14 protein-coding genes are annotated in these 14,421 nt (G+C 31.5%); all 14 read right to left on the reverse strand.

Annotated features, from left to right (window positions below; translation table 11 throughout):
• Window positions 1-170: 170 nt before the first annotated feature.
• The 14 genes from citF to rplM all read right to left on the reverse strand — a co-directional run bounded on the left by citF (window position 171) and on the right by rplM (window position 14,397).
• Window positions 171-1,709 carry a citrate lyase subunit alpha gene (gene citF, locus FGL08_RS11475; RefSeq protein ID WP_138210923.1) on the reverse strand — a complete coding sequence of 513 codons (1,539 nt, stop codon included), beginning with the start codon at window positions 1,707-1,709 and terminating at the stop codon, window positions 171-173.
• A gap of 30 nt (window positions 1,710-1,739) precedes the next feature.
• Window positions 1,740-2,612: an HpcH/HpaI aldolase/citrate lyase family protein gene (locus FGL08_RS11480; RefSeq protein WP_138210924.1), complete on the reverse strand. Its 873-nt coding sequence runs from the start codon at window positions 2,610-2,612 to the stop codon at window positions 1,740-1,742.
• Window positions 2,613-2,624: 12 nt separating this feature from the next.
• Window positions 2,625-2,891: a citrate lyase acyl carrier protein gene (gene citD / locus FGL08_RS11485; RefSeq protein ID WP_138210925.1), complete on the reverse strand. Its 267-nt coding sequence runs from the start codon at window positions 2,889-2,891 to the stop codon at window positions 2,625-2,627.
• Window positions 2,892-2,909: 18 nt separating this feature from the next.
• Window positions 2,910-3,467: a Fe-S-containing hydro-lyase gene (locus FGL08_RS11490; RefSeq protein ID WP_138210926.1), complete on the reverse strand. Its 558-nt coding sequence runs from the start codon at window positions 3,465-3,467 to the stop codon at window positions 2,910-2,912.
• Between the two features lie 97 nt (window positions 3,468-3,564).
• Window positions 3,565-4,407, reverse strand: a complete 843-nt coding sequence (locus FGL08_RS11495; protein ID WP_138210927.1) for a fumarate hydratase — start codon at window positions 4,405-4,407, stop codon at window positions 3,565-3,567.
• Window positions 4,408-4,544: 137 nt separating this feature from the next.
• Window positions 4,545-5,786, reverse strand: a complete 1,242-nt coding sequence (locus FGL08_RS11500; protein WP_138210928.1) for a methylaspartate ammonia-lyase — start codon at window positions 5,784-5,786, stop codon at window positions 4,545-4,547.
• 110 nt (window positions 5,787-5,896) lie between these two features.
• The gene (locus tag FGL08_RS11505) at window positions 5,897-7,354 is read right to left on the reverse strand and encodes a methylaspartate mutase subunit E (protein ID WP_138210929.1); all 1,458 of its coding nucleotides are present in this window, start codon (window positions 7,352-7,354) and stop codon (window positions 5,897-5,899) included.
• A 24-nt stretch (window positions 7,355-7,378) separates the two neighbouring features.
• Window positions 7,379-8,773 carry a methylaspartate mutase accessory protein GlmL gene (gene glmL, locus FGL08_RS11510; RefSeq protein WP_138210930.1) on the reverse strand — a complete coding sequence of 465 codons (1,395 nt, stop codon included), beginning with the start codon at window positions 8,771-8,773 and terminating at the stop codon, window positions 7,379-7,381.
• Between the two features lie 42 nt (window positions 8,774-8,815).
• Complete coding sequence (gene glmS, locus FGL08_RS11515) at window positions 8,816-9,238, reverse strand: methylaspartate mutase subunit S (RefSeq protein ID WP_138210931.1); 423 nt, start codon at window positions 9,236-9,238, stop codon at window positions 8,816-8,818.
• Between the two features lie 156 nt (window positions 9,239-9,394).
• Complete coding sequence (locus FGL08_RS11520) at window positions 9,395-10,378, reverse strand: GntR family transcriptional regulator (protein WP_138210932.1); 984 nt, start codon at window positions 10,376-10,378, stop codon at window positions 9,395-9,397.
• 313 nt (window positions 10,379-10,691) lie between these two features.
• On the reverse strand, window positions 10,692-11,357 hold the full coding sequence (gene cwlD / locus FGL08_RS11525) for an N-acetylmuramoyl-L-alanine amidase CwlD (RefSeq protein ID WP_138211334.1): 666 nt from the start codon (window positions 11,355-11,357) through the stop codon (window positions 10,692-10,694).
• 259 nt (window positions 11,358-11,616) lie between these two features.
• On the reverse strand, window positions 11,617-13,245 hold the full coding sequence (locus FGL08_RS11530; RefSeq protein WP_171012062.1) for a Na/Pi cotransporter family protein: 1,629 nt from the start codon (window positions 13,243-13,245) through the stop codon (window positions 11,617-11,619).
• Window positions 13,246-13,547: 302 nt separating this feature from the next.
• Window positions 13,548-13,940, reverse strand: coding sequence for a 30S ribosomal protein S9 (rpsI, locus tag FGL08_RS11535; protein WP_138210933.1), 393 nt, complete (start codon window positions 13,938-13,940; stop codon window positions 13,548-13,550).
• A 22-nt stretch (window positions 13,941-13,962) separates the two neighbouring features.
• Entirely contained in the window at window positions 13,963-14,397 is a 435-nt protein-coding gene (gene rplM, locus FGL08_RS11540; RefSeq protein ID WP_138210934.1) for a 50S ribosomal protein L13, read from the reverse strand.
• Window positions 14,398-14,421 lie beyond the last annotated feature (24 nt).

Below are 14,421 nucleotides of genomic sequence, written 5' to 3' on the forward strand. Positions count from 1 at the left end.
TGCCATAATTCTCCTTTAATAGATTGATAACAATATGTTACTATAGATATATTTATTAGTAAACTGGTTTTAACTTAACATAATAATCTTACTTAAAAAATAAAATAGTAAAATATAAAAATAACTCTGATACTTATATTAGTTTCAGAGTTATTTTTATAAATCATATATTATTTAGCTTTTTTTACTACATCTATTACTGTTCCATCTCTATATTCTATTACTGCTACTACATCATCGCTAAATTCTAGTTCTTTTGGTTTCCCTGTCATGCTCTCAGCTAAATTTTTTAATTCATCTATAGTCATTACAGGAAGTCTAGTTTCTTTTAATTTTTCTATAAGATCCGTTCTATTAGGATTTACAGCTATACCTCTTTCAGTTACTACAACATCTATGCTTTCTCCTGGAGTTGTAACTGTTGTAACTCTATCTTTTATTATTGGAGTTCTTGATTTTACAAGTTTTGTAACAACTATAGCAAGCTTTGAACCTGCTGCAGTATCACTATGACCACCAGAACCTCCCATAATAGTACCGTCAGAAGCTGTAGTTACATTTACATTAAAGTCTGTATCTATTTCCGTTGCACCTAAAATCATTATATCTAGCTTATTTACAACTGCACCCTTATTTTGAGCATTTCCATACATTGATGATGACATTGTCATGTGCTTTGGATTTTCACTTACTGATTTTACTGCTTTAAGATCAAAACATTGTACATCAAATAAATTTCTAAATAATCCTTCTTCAAGCATTTCAACCATATATCCTGTTATTCCACCTGCTGCAAAACTTCCTACTATCTCTTCTTTTTTCATATAATCTTTAAGTTCTGCTGCAACTGCAAGAGATATTCCCCCTGCACCTGTTTGGAATGACATTCCATCTTTCACTAAACCTGATGCTACCATAACTTCTGATGCCATTTTAGCTATTTTTAATCCTACAGGATCTTTTGTAACTTGAGTTGTTCCAGATACAATTCCTGCTGGATCCCCTATGCTATCTACTTTAAGTACATAGTCTACTAAGCTTTGTGTTATTTGTATTGGACAAGCTGGGTATGGAACAAGATTATCTGTGATTGCTACAACTGTATCTGCAAATTCTGCATCAGCTTCTGCATATCCAAGAGAACCACATGCTGATGGCCCTTGGACACCATTTACATTTCCGTAATCATCTGCTGTAGGTGCTGCTATAAATGCGACATCTACATGAAGTTCTCCGCTTTCCATAAGTCTTGCTCTTCCACCATGAGTATGCATTATAGCTGGATTTTTAAGAATTCCATCTGAAACAGCTTGTGCTACAGGTCCTGACATATACCCTGCGTATAATCCTGTAACTACTCCATTTTTAATATATTCTACTAATGGTGCATGTACTGGAAATATAGAGCTTGCTGCTATTGTAAGATCTTTTATTCCCCTTTTCGCTATAGCATCTACTACCATGTTAAGAACGTAATCACCATTTCTTAAATGATGATGGAATGAAATTGTCATACCATCTTTAATATCTAATTTATCTAGTAATTGATCTAATGAATTGATTAATTTTTCATCCATTGGCCTTGTAGCCTTTATTTTAATAGATCTCTTTTCACATTCCCCAACATTTTTGAAGGCACCTTCATAAGGTTTAACTTCTCCATAACCTTCTATAAATTGAGGTAACTCTCTTCCAAGAATATTTTTCATGCTATATCCCTCACTTTTTGTATATGGTTTTTAGATAAGTCCAAGAATTTCAGCTAGTTCTAAAGTTGTTTTTGCTCTATTTATTATTGGGGCATCGACCATTTTCCCATCTAAAGAAAATACCCCTTTACCTTCTTTCTTAGCTTCTTCCATTGCACTCATTACTCTTTTGGCATGCTTTATTTCTGCCTCAGTTGGTGAATATACTGAATGAATAGTATCTATTTGTCTTGGATTTATAGACGCTTTTCCTGTAAATCCTAAGCTTTTTGCTTTTTTTGTATCCTTTTCTAAGCCTTCAAAATCATTTGTATCTGTAAATGGAGTGTCTATAGAATCAACTCTTAATGCCTTACATGCAGTTGCAACTTTGTTTCTTGCATAAAAGATTTCATTTCCTTCTTTTGTTCTCTTAACTCCCATGTCTGATGTTAAGTCTTCTCCACCAAGTAGGATTCCTTCCATTCTATTTGAAGCTTTAATAATGTTATATACATTCTCTACTCCATAAGCTGATTCTACAAGACCGATTAACTTTATGCTACCTTCATCAAAACCTTCTTCTTTTTCTATCCTTGTAAGTTCTGCATCAGTTTTAGATATAGCTTCCTCTGTAGCTTTTGGAACTAGTATTGTATCTGGCTTTACTCTTGCTATAGTGTCAATATCCTCCATTGCATATTCTGTATCTAATGGATTTATTCTAACTACAACTTCTACGTCTTTATACCCTATATTTTTTATAGATTCTCTAACTAATATTCTAGCACTATCTTTTTCTGTTAAACTAACAGCATCTTCAAGGTCTAATATTATAGAATCTGCTCCTAATATATCTGCACTTTGTAACATACCTGGATTGTTCCCTGGCATAAATATCATTGTTCTTCTTAATCTTTTCATAGTTTTCACCCCCTAAGCCCTAGCTCTTTTTATAGCTGTTTCTACTCTAGCTTTAATTGTATAGTTTAGTGCACCTTTATCTTGTGCTTTCACTATAGCATCTTTAACATCTAGTTCTTTTAGAGTTTCTCTTATAACTCTTTCAATTTCTTCACCAAATTGTTTCATAACAATACTCTCTAATTGTAATTCAATGCCACCGTCTTGGTTTGGCATTATCATTATATAAATATCATTAGATTCCATAGTCCCTGCTTTAGCTGGTTTTAATGTTTGCATAATCTCACCTCAAAACTTTTATTTTATTGAGTCTAAGTAAGCTTTTTGACCCTCTTTATATAGATTGTTTCCTTCGCTATCTATTACAACAACTACAGGCAAATCTTCTACTTCAAGTCTTCTTATAGCTTCCGCTCCTAAATCTTCATACGCTATAATTTCTGCTTTTTTAACAGATTTTCCAATTAAAGCTGCTGCTCCACCTATGGCACCAAAATAAACAGCATTATTTTTTTTCATAGATTCTATAACCACATCAGATCTTAATCCTTTACCTATCATTCCTTTAAGACCAATATCTAATAAGCTTGGTGCATAAGCATCCATCCTATAGCTTGTAGTAGGTCCTCCTGATCCAAATACTTTACCTGGTTTTGTTGGTGTTGGTCCAACATAATATATTATAGAATCTTTAACATCTAATGGAAGCTCTTTACCCTCTTCTAATAACTCAACAAGTCTTTTATGAGCTGCATCTCTAGCTGTGTATATAATCCCTGATATTAAAACAGAATCACCTGCTTTTAAGTCTTTAACTTTTTCTTGTGTTAATGGAGTAGTTATTTTTTTTACCATTATTATTCCCCCAAACTTATTTTCTTCTTTTATAACTATTAAAGTTTAGATTTTCTAATTTTTAATTAATTGTGCAGTTACATTTAAAGAGTTCTATTTATATCTCTCTTGATGCATGTCTTGCTACATGACATTGAATATTAACTGCAACTGGAAGTCCTGCTATATGAGTTGGATATGTTTCTATTTGCACTGCAAGAGCTGTTGTCTTTCCACCAAAGCCTTGTGGACCTATACCCAAATTATTTATTTTTTCTAACAATTCTTCCTCTAGATTTGCATACATAGGATTTGGATTTCTCTCATCAACACTTCTTAAAAGAGATTTTTTAGCTAAGTTCGCTGCTCTATCAAAAGTTCCTCCAATACCAACTCCTACTATGATAGGTGGACATGGATTTGGACCTGCATCTTTTACAACTTTAAGGATAAATTCCTTAACGCCTTCTATTCCATCTGATGGTTTTAACATTTTCAGTTGGCTCATATTTTCTGAACCAAAACCTTTTGGAGCTACTGTTATTTTAAATTTATCTCCTGGAACTATATCATAATAAATAACTGCTGGTGTATTATTTTTAGTGTTAACTCTATCCAAAGGATCTTTAACTACAGATTTTCTTAAAAATCCTTCTTCATAGCCTTGTGCAACACCTGAATTTACTGCATCTTCAATAGTTCCATCAATTACGTGAACATCTTGTCCTATTTCTAGGAATACACAAGCCATTCCTGTATCTTGACATATTGGTACATTTTCATTTTTAGCTATATCAAAGTTTATTATAATATTATCTAGTACACCTTGAGCTGTATTCCACTTTTCTTCTTCCCTAGATTTTTTAATTTTATTTTTAACATCTTCTGATAGATAATAATTTGCTTCTATACATAGGTCTCTTACTGCCTTTGTAATATCGGATACATGGATTTCTCTCATTATGATTTTCCTCCAATTCAATTTAAATATATAAATTTCCTATTTATATTGTAACAAACTTTTAATTTTATGTAGAGTCTTTTAACTACAATAAGGTAAAAGGCAGTTTATAGCAAACCGCCTTTTACGTTAAAATACTATTTTCTTCTATTTACAAGTGCAACTACTCTATTCATTTCATTGTTTACAATCATGTATCCTTCGTCAACACCCATTCCTGGTTTAGCTAAACATTGAGTAGCACCACAAGCTATTGCTATATTTGTTGTTACCTCAGCAGATCTGTTTGTTTCGTTACAAGTTCCTCCACAATAAGAACCTACACCTTTTTCGTTACAGTATATTATAGCTTCTGCTGTGTTGTTTACTCCACCAAGGTCTGGAGTTTTTATTTGTAACATATGTCCTGCTTTGTTATCTGCAAAGAATTTAACGTCATCTAATGTATTACACCATTCATCAGCAACTAATTCTACATTTATTCCTCTTCTATCAACTTCAGCTGTTAAGTCTCTTAAAGCTTCCATTTGTTTTTGTCTATCATCTACGTCCATTGGTCCTTCTATTCTTAATTTGAAAGGTTTTGCAGCTTCTGCTAAAGTTTCAAGATAGTCTGCCATTTTATTTGTATCGCAGTCAAATGCAGCTCCTATTGTTCCATATACATCAATGTGGAATATTGGAGAGTAAGATTCACAAGTTCTAAGTTCTATTATTCTATCTCTTAACCATTTAACATAGTCTAAAAGTTTTTGTCCTTTTAAACCTAACTTTTCTTCTACGTTATTGATTAATGCGTGTGGTAATACATCAGCACCTTTTATAATCATCTTATCAGCGTTTTCATATCTGTTATCACCTGATTGAGTGAATATTGGAATTCTCTTTATTTCAACGCCAGCTTTATACTCTTCGTTAACTACTTCTGCCATTGTAACTTTTTTAGTTTTTGCAACTGCATCTAATAATGCTTGAGTTATACCATATCTAATAGCAGTATGTAATCTCTTACCGTCTATTTCCATTTTATCAAATTCTTCAGCTAATTCTTTAAAACTGTTTAATTCTCTTCCAATTAATTTTGGAGCTATTTTTTCTTCTATAACTGGAATAAAATCTTTTGCTAAGAATAATGGATCTCTTCCGCCTGCTCCAGAATATTGAACTGCAGCACAATCACCAAGTGCTACTTGCCCATCTTCTAATATTAACATAACTGATATAGATTCCCCAGCTTGTCTTATAGATGTAAATCCTTCTGTTACTGCTTCACCTACATATGTGAACCCATCATGACCAGCACCTTGTTTTATTGCTCTTTGGTCGTCAAAATAAAAACCTGTTCTACCTGCTGAACATACCACGTCTAAAATTTTCATTCTTAAAAGCCCCCATTCTTTTAAAGATTTTGTTTTAGGCTCCAGAGATATCCACCCTGAAGCCAATTCTATATTAATTTATTATTAATTTAGTCTTATTAAATGTTTTATTATTTTTGAGGTCTTCCAACAAGAACTCCTTTTCCTACTGCAAATATATCATCAACAGTCATTTGGAATCCTACTTCTCTTTCCTCAAATTTTCCTCTTTCTTCTAACTTAGTCATGTTATATTCTTTTAATTCCTTAGTAAATGGAATATTACCGAATTTTAAATATCTTACACAACCTTCATTATCTCTAGCTGGCATCATCTTTCCATAGTTATATTTACTTGGTGCAAATGGAATATCTACAACACCTACTTCAAATCCCTTAACTGTTCCTATTGCAAGGTCTCCATTACCTAATCTAAATAATTCATCTAACATACATTTAGTTTCAGCTTTTATTATAGCTATTTCTGTTTCTAATTCTTTAGACATTGGCATCTTTTGACCTCTTAATAAGTTCAATGTCATTTTAGTTGCCTTTATACCTTCAGCATTTGCCTCTTTTGTTGGTATTCCTATAGCTTCATGTGGAGTTTTAACTATAACCTTAGTAGCTCCTGCAAGTGCCGCAGCAGCAGCTCCAGTTGAAATTACACCAAAAGCTTTAGCTTCATCTGAAGGGAATCCTCCCATCCATTGGTGGAATACTGTAGTTAGTACTACGTCATTATAACCATATTCTTTTAAGTATTCTTCACATTGCTCTTCTAATGCTCTTATTGCAGCTACGTCTTGGATTAAGTTACCACATTGTCCGTATCCTACTGTGATATTTTTAACTCCTTGTTCTGCTGCAAGTAATGCTTCAATAATAGCAACAACGTTTGATGTACTTGGTGGTACTAATGTTCCTGTAAGTGGTCCAAATGGTTCTCTATTAATACTAACCCCATGTTCTTCATAATATCCAACAAGTCTATCACAATATTGCCAATCTAATATTGACTTTTCAAGCGGTACATTTTTAGCATATGGAATATTATAAGAAATTCCACCGCCTTCATTTGAAGTCCAACCACCTGCGTGGATTATTTCTGATAATAATCTAGAATCTGGTGTACCATGTCTTGCTTCTACTGGTAAATTAACAGCTTCTACAACTTGCCTACATCCAGTAACACCATGGTTTACTCCTGGGAATCCATTTAGTAATGATCTTCCTGCTTTTTTACTTTCCTCTATACCAACTTCACACTCATCATATCTATTTAATCTTGTATAACTATCTATTGTACTTGGTAATAAATCTGCTCCACCTTCATTTTGTAAATGAGTTAATAATTCAATATGCTTATCTATTAAAGCAACACCTGCTCTTGGTTGTGCTAAAGTTATTCCTTCTTCCTTAGCTTTTACTAACTTCTTTGCAAAGTTTTTATGATCAGGTAAGGATTTGCAATATTCTATACCATCTTGAATATTCTCAACTTCTTTACCAGTTGACCAGTGCCCTAAAATTTCTTTTCTCATTTCGAAAAATTCTTCTTCAGTCCATTTTTTATTTTTTAACTCCACAGCTTTTTACCCCCTAGATATAAACTATAACTTCACTAAATATTTTTTCATTAATCTTACGGCTAAATCAGGCAATTCCTGAGCTAATAAACCCATTGCAGATAAAATATAAGTTTTATCTAACATAAACCCTGGATTTTCTGGTTTTAGGTGAGTTCCTTCTTCTTTTGAGAAAACTCCAGCTTTTAATATTTCTGAAGGATTCTTACTATGAACAAGTACTCCCCCCGTACCAACTATATATTTAACTGGCATTAAGTCCTTACCAACTTGTGTGTATATAGGACCTACTGGTGTATACACACATTCAACAGTTCCTACGTGTCTTGACATAGCTAGCTCCGTTGCTACTTTTGCCATAGCTTCATCAAAGAAAATTTCTTCCTCTGTCTTAGGAACCATTCTTATATTTTCTGATCTATATTTACAATTTTCTGAAATATTAATCTTTCTTTCTTTATCATTCAAATAATTTCTTAGTTTTCTAGTACCAGATGCCTCTAGAAGCGATAATGATGAATACCTCATTCCTAAATCCCCTTCTACAGTTCTTTTTGCAAAGGGTTCTTCTAGTCCTCTAACAGTAACACCCGGTTTTGATGGTTCCCCATCTGCTAGTGAGTGAATATCTGTTGTTGCACCACCTATATCCACTATTACTAAATCTCCTATACCTTCCTCTTCATCGGTGCCTTGGCTTAATGCTTCAGCGGCTTTTAAAACTGCTGCTGGTGTAGGCATTAATATTCCACTTATAAAGTTTTCAGCATTCCCTAGTCCTTTTGCTTTTACTATATTACCCATGAAGATTTTTCTAATCTCTTCTCTTGCAGGTTCTACATTTAAGACATTTAATTTGGGCATTACATTTCTTGTTATACTATAATAAATTCCTGCCTCATAGAAGATCTTCTTTATTTCGTCATTTGCTACTTTATTACCTGCTACAACTACTGGAACACCAAGCTTAGCTTCTGCTATCATCTTAGCATTATGAATTATACAATCCTTGTTTCCTCCATCTGTTCCACCTGCTAGTAAAATAATATCTAATTTTGAATTTCTTATTTCTTCTACTTCTGATTCTGTAAGTTCAAAACTATATACATTTAATATTCTTGCTCCAGCGCCTAAAGCAGCTCTTTTAGCAGCTTCTGCTGTAAGGTCTGGCACAAGTCCAACAGCTATCATTTTTAAACCGCCAGCTGCAGATGAACACGCTAATTTGTTAACAAAATTAACTTCTTTTCCTTGTAATTGCTCTTCTATTTTTTTATAGGCATTATTAAATCCAATCATTATATCATCTTCGATTGTAGTAATGTCTTTTGCTGTAGCTACAATTTCTTCAGTGTCTATATCCACAACTGTTAGTTTGGTATAAGTACTACCAAAATCTAATAATAGGTAAGCATTCACTTTATTTCACCTCTGAATTTTTTAGGTACAGTTTGTCCCAAATTATTTTATGTTTAAATCAGTTCTTAAATCTCCAATTGTAACTTCGATTGGAGTTCCTGGTGCATAAACTCTATCAAATCCCATATCTGTGAATCTTTGGTGAACTTCATTCCAATCTTGTTTACCAACAACTATATTACCACCAACGCATAATTTTATATCTTTTAGACCAGCTTCTTCGCATTTTTCTCTTAATCCCCTACAGTCAATTTCTCCATGACCATATAAAGAAGATACAACTATTGCTTCAGCATTTGTTTCAACCGCTGCATTTATAAAGTCTTCTTGTGGTGATAAAACTCCAATATTAATTACGTTAAATCCTGCTTCTGTTAGTGCATAATCAATTATTTTGTTCCCAACAGCGTGGCAATCAGAACCTATAACCCCAATTACTACAGTCTTGCCATTATTTTTTTCCATATCAACCAAGGCCTCCTAAATTAATAATAAATATTTTATTATGTAACCCTTTAATATAATTTATTATATTAAAATTTATATATTAAAATATCATTACTTGATATTCTAATTTCCTCTTTATCCCCTATGTTAAATATCTATTATGTAAAGCACCTATTAATTATTATATTGTAATTCTATTAACTTAGACTTTATCACCTTTACAGATCCATCATCTAAAGTATATATGAATTCAATTATTTCTTTATTACTTTTATTTAAATCTTTTACGTCCTTATATCTACCTGGTGAAACTATTACTACATCCATATCGTCTATAAATTTACTTAACTCTTTATTATCATAGGTATTAGTAAATTCCATATTTACATTTCCTAATCCTGAATTTTCTAAAGCTCTTCTTATCTTAAACATAAATTGATCGGATATACATATAAATCCAAGCTTAGTTCCTTCTGGATATCTAGCTATTTTCACTATGGTACCAAGATCTGGATTAATAGCTACACCTAAAACATGTTTTTTATTATCCTTTGTAAGTTCTGTAATTTCATTTACATGATTAAAAGTAGTTATAATAACTTGACACTTTTTTAAAATATCTGATGTTTTATTATCCATTTTTTGAAGGTCTGATATAGTAAGTGGTATTACATTCATATTACTTGTTTTAGTTAACTGTTCACTAAACATTTTAGCTTGTTCAATATTACATTCAACATATACAGATACAATCTTTTTCATTATTTCTTTCTTCTCATTAACTCTTTCATTTACAACTTCCAAGAATTCTTCTGTCTTCATACCATTTTCTAAAGCCTCTTCTAATGCTAGGTCTAATACCTTAACAATCTTATCTTTTAAATTTTTGTCCTTCCATGAAGACACCTCTTCTATTACAAATGTACCTTTACCTTGGTATGATTTTATTATTCCATCCTTCTCCAACTCGTTGTATGCTGAACTAATGGTGTTTCTACTAACTCCTAATAACTGTGCCAATTCTCTTTCTGTTGGCATTTTACTTCCGACCTTTATCTTTCCACCTCGGATTTGATTTAAGATTTCTTTTTTTACTTGTAAATATATAGGTACACCACTTTTTTTATTAACTATTATATCTATTTCAATCTCCTCCATTTTAAATGGACTAATGGATTAATCCATAAGACACCTTAATAATATCATATTATTTTTACAGTATCAACAATTTTCAAAAAATAAATTCAATTCAACCTCAAATTATAAACAGTGTAAGTATTTTTAAGATTCAATTGAATATATAGTACATATAAGCCCTAATAGGTCTATTTTAAGTAATTTGAACTTTGTTTATTTTTTATGTAGTTATAAAAATTAGTTATAAAAATAACACTCACTTAATCTTATTTTAATATATTCTATTATCTTTTTATACTTAAAATAACAGGTAATGGACTTGTTAAAAAGTCCATTACCTGTTATTATAATATTCAACTATAGATTTAGCCAAGCTTTTAGCTATCTTTCTTTGGTATTCCTCACTTTTCAATTTCTTTTCTTCCTCATAATTTGACAAAAAACCGCATTCTACAATGATTGAAGGCATATTATCATTGGATCTTAATATCTTAAATTGGTCCTTAGCTTCTTTCTCAACTCTATTATTATTAGGATCTAAATCATTTTTTAAATTTTTTTGCGTTATATTGCCTAATATCTTACTTTTCTCATGTCTAGAGTACCATACCTGGGCTCCACTATACTTTTCTTGAGGAAACTTATTCATATGAATACTTAAGAATATATCTGGAGACGTCTCCTCCTTCATTTTACACCTATTCTTTAAATCTTGTATTTTTTTTTCTCTTACAGTTCCTTTGTTATCATAAAGTCCTCTGTCATCTTCTCTAGTCATATAAACCTTGAAACCTATTTTTTCTAATTCCTCTTTTGTATAAAGAGCTGTTTTTAAATTTAAGTCTTTCTCTATAGTTCCCCTAGGCGAAACAGCACCTCCATCCATACCTCCATGTCCTGGATCAATTAAAATACTTTTGCTTTCCGTTTTCTTCATCACATTTGTTATATGATTATGGTTCACTCCTAAAATTCCTATTATACATAAAAGTACTACCATTACACTTAATATCAATTTCTTATTGTCTAAGGCTTTATTTTTAGTAACTTCCTTTAGCTTTCTTATTTTTGTATCATTCTTTAACTTCAACTTTATTTCTCCTTTCTCTTTCTACCCTAATATCAAATGTATTCTCTAAACCTAAATATTATTAATAATATCTAAGTTTTTATTTAATATATTTTATTATAAAAAAAACAGTTTGTATTTTTCATACAAACTGTTTTTTATAAATATCTCACTAATTCAATTTTACTTATTAACTTGTTGTTATATTAATAACAGTATCAGAAATGTTATTTGCATGATCGCCTATTCTCTCTAAATTACTTATAAGATCTAAGAATACAGTTCCGACTGAAGCGTTACACAAACCCTGATTCAATCTCTTTATATGAGTACTTCTTAACTCCTTTTCCAAAGAGTCTATTCTTTCTTCAATCTGTTTTACTTTCTCAGCTTTCATAATGTTTTTTTCCTCAAAAGCTTCAACGCTAACAGTTAGCACATCTATTGTATATTGGAACATATCCATTAATTCAGAATTGGCATCGTTCGAGAACTTTAGCCTCTTTAACATTTTCTCCCCTGCAAGGTCAGCTATATTTTCAGCATGATCACCTATTCTTTCAATATCGTTTACAACATGGAACATTGAAGTCACTATATCTGTTTCATGATCAGCTAAATCTTCCTTTGAAAGTTTAACAAGAAAATTAACTATTTCATCTTCTAAAAGATTTATTAGTTTTTCATTTTTATAAACCTTTTTGATTAATTTTTCATCATTTTTTTCAAATGCTTCCATGGCAATTTCTAAATTCTTTCTAGCCTTATTTGCCATTCTACTTATTTCTTTTACTGTTTGGCCAACTGCTATAACAGGAGTTTCTAACAGTCTATCATCTATGTATTGAGTACCATACTTTTCAGTTTCATCTTCACCTTTAATTAAAGTATTAGCTAGTTTAACTAAATATTTTATAAATGGTAGAAGAATTAAAGTGTTTGCTATATTAAAAATTGTATGTGCATTAGCTATTTGATTCTTAACCACTGATGAACCTATGAATGGTAAGCTTGTCACAGCCCATGCTAGAGGTTTAAATAGTGGTATAAATATTATTGTACCAAGAAGGTTAAATAATAAGTGTATCACTGCAGCTTTTTTAGCTGTTTTAGATGTTCCTATACTAGAAAGTAATGCCGTAACACAAGTTCCTATATTACATCCAAATAAAATAGGAATTACCATAGTTATCTTTAAAACACCAGTTCCAGCCAATGAAATTAATATTCCTGTGGTTGCCGATGAACTTTGTATAATTGCAGTTATAGCTAATCCAGCTAGAATACCTAAGAAAACATTTCCATCTAACTTAACTAATATTTCTCTAAATAGCTCTGACTGTTGTAAAGGTTCCATGGAAGTCTTCATTAAATTCATACCTAAAAATAATATACCAAAACCTAAAACTATGTTTCCAAGCTCTCTACCTTTACTAGCCTCTGTAAATAAAACAATTAATGTTCCTACCCCTATAAATATAGGTATAAATGCTTCAATATCTAGGGTTACAATCTGAGCCGTTATAGTGGTTCCTATATTTGCCCCCATAATTACTGCTGTTGCTTGATAAAGATTCATGAGTTGAGCATTAACAAAACCAACAACCATAACCGTAGTAGCACTACTACTTTGTATTATGGCAGTAACTAATGCTCCCGTTACTACACCTTTAATAGGATTTGAGGTTATCTTTTCAAAAATTGACTTTAGTTTTTCACCTGTTGCATTTTGAAGACCATCCCCCATTAATTTCATTCCATATAGGAAAAGTCCAAGACCTCCGAATAACTCGATAGCCATTTTAAAACCCTGGCTCATAAAATCCCTCCTGTTAACTAGCTATTGTTTAATAGTTTATACTGTTATGTAAATTTAATTCTCCTAATTAATAATTTTCTTAGAAGATTTATATTTTCTTTCATAATAAATAATACAAAATATTATGGTTTATGTTAATATTTTTTCTATACTTTTAACATTATCTTTATTTACGTTAACAAATTATTCATATATTCTTTTCAATTATTTAAAGGTTACCAACTTTACAAATAGTTATGTAAAATTATTATAAAAAAAAGGAAGGGTATATACCCTTCCTTTTGAATAAGAATTCCAAACAACTATCTCTTTGAGAATTGAGGAGCTCTTCTTGCTTTTTTAAGACCGTATTTCTTTCTTTCTTTCATTCTTGAATCTCTAGTTAAGAATCCAGCTTTCTTTAATTCTGGTCTTAAGTTTTCATCAGCTTTTATTAAAGCTCTAGCTATACCGTGTCTTATAGCACCTGCTTGACCTGAGAATCCTCCACCATGAACGTTAACTAATACATCAAATTTCTCTTTTGTACCAGTTAATTCTAATGGTTGGTTAACTATGATTTTTAAAGTATCTAAACCAAAGAAATCGTCCATATCTCTGTTGTTTATTTTTACTAGACCTTCGCCCGGTACTAGTCTTACTCTAGCTATTGATGTTTTTCTTCTACCTGTTCCGAAATATTGTACTTTTGCCATGTTATTTCCTCCCTTCAGATAATTAGTATCTTAATTCTAGTTTTTCTGGATTTTGAGCTGCATTATTGTGCTCTGGACCGCTATAAACTTTTAACTTTTTAAACATTTGACGACCTAATTTTCCTTTTGGAAGCATTCTTCTTACTGCTTCTTCGAATACAAACTCAGGCTTTTTAGCTAATGCATCTCTGTAAGACATTTCTTTTAATCCACCTGGATATAGAGAGTGATGTCTTAATAATTTTTGATCTAACTTTTTACCAGTTAAAACAACTTTATCTGCATTTACAACTACTACAAAATCCCCAGTATCTACATGAGGAGTATATGTTGGTTTATGCTTTCCTCTTAATATTGATGCTATTTGGCTTGCCGCTCTTCCTAACGTTTGACCTTCAAGATCTACTACATACCATTTTCTTTCTACTTGTTCGCTTTTAGCTATGTATGATTTCATTTTTTTCCCTCCCTGAATTTTACA

The sequence above is a fragment of the Hathewaya histolytica genome (genome assembly GCF_901482605.1).
GTDB classification, from domain to species: domain Bacteria; phylum Bacillota; class Clostridia; order Clostridiales; family Clostridiaceae; genus Hathewaya; species Hathewaya histolytica.

What these genes read in the sequence shown, in the direction of transcription:
- FGL08_RS11480 (WP_138210924.1), bottom strand. Translation starts at nt 2,612, where the DNA reads ATGAAAAGATTAAGAAGAACAATGATATTTATGCCAGGGAACAATCCA.
- rplM (WP_138210934.1), bottom strand. Translation starts at nt 14,397, where the DNA reads ATGAAATCATACATAGCTAAAAGCGAACAAGTAGAAAGAAAATGGTAT.
- FGL08_RS11520 (WP_138210932.1), bottom strand. Translation starts at nt 10,378, where the DNA reads ATGGAGGAGATTGAAATAGATATAATAGTTAATAAAAAAAGTGGTGTA.
- FGL08_RS11495 (WP_138210927.1), bottom strand. Translation starts at nt 4,407, where the DNA reads ATGAGAGAAATCCATGTATCCGATATTACAAAGGCAGTAAGAGACCTA.
- glmS (WP_138210931.1), bottom strand. Translation starts at nt 9,238, where the DNA reads ATGGAAAAAAATAATGGCAAGACTGTAGTAATTGGGGTTATAGGTTCT.
- FGL08_RS11490 (WP_138210926.1), bottom strand. Translation starts at nt 3,467, where the DNA reads ATGGTAAAAAAAATAACTACTCCATTAACACAAGAAAAAGTTAAAGAC.
- FGL08_RS11530 (WP_171012062.1), bottom strand. Translation starts at nt 13,245, where the DNA reads ATGAGCCAGGGTTTTAAAATGGCTATCGAGTTATTCGGAGGTCTTGGA.
- cwlD (WP_138211334.1), bottom strand. Translation starts at nt 11,357, where the DNA reads ATGGTAGTACTTTTATGTATAATAGGAATTTTAGGAGTGAACCATAAT.
- citF (WP_138210923.1), bottom strand. Translation starts at nt 1,709, where the DNA reads ATGAAAAATATTCTTGGAAGAGAGTTACCTCAATTTATAGAAGGTTAT.
- FGL08_RS11500 (WP_138210928.1), bottom strand. Translation starts at nt 5,786, where the DNA reads ATGAAAATTTTAGACGTGGTATGTTCAGCAGGTAGAACAGGTTTTTAT.
- rpsI (WP_138210933.1), bottom strand. Translation starts at nt 13,940, where the DNA reads ATGGCAAAAGTACAATATTTCGGAACAGGTAGAAGAAAAACATCAATA.
- citD (WP_138210925.1), bottom strand. Translation starts at nt 2,891, where the DNA reads ATGCAAACATTAAAACCAGCTAAAGCAGGGACTATGGAATCTAATGAT.